Annotated in this window: 1 protein-coding gene; it reads right to left on the bottom strand. The window is 36.1% G+C overall.

The window, feature by feature from the left end:
• Positions 1–2,090: phage tail tape measure protein (locus PEPTYR26121_RS08485; protein ID WP_180500986.1), on the bottom strand; the 2,090-nt coding region annotated here is incomplete at both ends.

The raw sequence follows: 2,090 nt of genomic DNA, 5'->3' as shown, positions 1-2,090 counted from the left end.
TAGATGCATTAACAATAACTTCATCAAGGAGTGTGCCTCCAAGATAAACTGGGATAACTATATCTCCAGAATTTTCTGATTTTAAATTGATGTTTGCAAGTGCATCGGATATTTGTCTTCCTATATCAATCCCATTTATATTGGATTCTTTATCATGTCCTCCAATACCTAGAGATGATATATTGGGGCTTAAAACCATATCGCTTGCCACATTTTTCATTGAAGATTGTACTAATCTCCTGCTCTTTTCAATTCCTTTAGATAAACCTTCCATAAAATCAGGCATCCATGATTCGTAGTCGGTAAGTGGACCAACATCTGGTACTGAAAAGTGTAAGTAAGACCTAATGGTTGATGCAACATTAGATACAGCAGATATTACATTACCTATTGCATTTGAAATTCCCCTTGCAATTCCATTAATCATATCGGCTCCCCATGTGTAGGCTTGTGATGCTAGATTTCTAATAAAGTTCACTGCGTTACTAAATCCATTTCTTATACTAGATAAAATATTAGACATACTAGAAGAAATAGCTGACTTCATTGAATTAAAGGCAGATGTTACTGCTGATTTTGCAGAATTTACTGTTGATGAAATAGTAGATTTGATACTATTCCAAATATTAGATACTAATGACCTAATTCCATTTAGAACTCCAGATATGAAGGACTTTATAGCGTTCCACACATTCATAACTATTGCTTTAATAGTATTTAAAACTGTTTGTATTACTACTTTTATATTATTCCAAGATGTGGATATAAATGTTCCAATGGCTGTGATTACTGTAGTCAAGAACGCTTTTATCCCATTCCAAATAGTCTCAGCCTTTACTTTGATCGCATCAAGAACTGTTGAAATTAAAGTCTTTATACCTTCCCAAGTAGTCCTAATGAATTCTCCAACTGCTGTAAATACTTCTGTGGTCTTAGTTGAAATAGCTGTCCATATATTGGTAAAAGTTGTTTGAATTCCCGTCCAGAGGCTCGTAAAGAACTCTCCTAAACTTTGCCATAGACTCTTTGCTCCTTCAATAAAGGTATTCCAAGATTCAGTTAGAAAAGTTGTTATAGATGTCCAGATACTGTTCCATCCTTCAGAAAGTCCATTCCATAGATTGGCAAAGAAGTCCTTGATGTCTTTCCAAGTATTCTTCACTCCTTCAATAAATCCAGACCAGAATTCTGATAGAAAATTTGTAATATCAGTCCAGGTACTTGTCCAAGATTCTGATATTCCTTGCCAAAGGTTTACGAAGAATTCTTTTATTCCATTCCAAATGGCAACAGTTGATTCTTTGATAGTTTCCCAAATAGAGATGACACCTTCTCTAAACCAGTCACACTTCTTCCATAAAAGAACTAGACCTGCTATTACTGCACCAATAGCAATAGGAACAATCCCAATGGCTGATACTACTGCAGTAATTGCTGGTATAAGTGTACCTGTAAAGATTCCAACTATCTTAGTTATTCCTCCTACTATTAGAGGTCCTTTGGTCATAATAGTTCCTATTGACCAGATAAGTTTTCCTACAATCATAAGTACAGGACCAAGAGCAGCTATAAAAAGACCGATTCCTGCAATAATACCTTTTACTGGTCCTGGAAGTGCATTAAGTCCATTTACCAGTTTTGTTAATATATCTACTGCTTTTCTAACAGCAGGCATTAAAAGTTCTCCAAAGGATATAGCTAATTCTTCTAAGGCAGATTGTAGGATCTTTAATTGACCAGCTAGGTTATCCTGCATAGTAGCAGCCATTTTTTCTGCTGTTCCATCTGCGTTATATATGGCATCACTCAAACTGTTGTAGTCTTTCTCACTGGCATTTATAATTGCAAGCATTCCAGACATAGCGTTTTTACCAAATATCATGGATGCCGCTTGTGCTTTTTGAGTCCCATCTAAATTAGCAAAGGCTACCCTAAAGGTGCTTAGAGTTTCATCAAGTGAAAGGCCCTGTACATCTTCAATAGATAATCCCAACATGGACATTCCATTAATAACTTCTTTAGTTGGTGATGCGAGTCTTGTTAGTCCAGACCTTAAAGCGGTCCCTGCTTGTGAGCCTTTTATTCCTGCG

It is taken from the genome of Aedoeadaptatus nemausensis (assembly GCF_903819165.1).
Lineage (GTDB): Bacteria > Bacillota > Clostridia > Tissierellales > Peptoniphilaceae > Aedoeadaptatus > Aedoeadaptatus nemausensis.
Note: the sequence above shows the minus strand (reverse complement) of the source record. Positions and strands in the feature narration are given on the sequence as shown.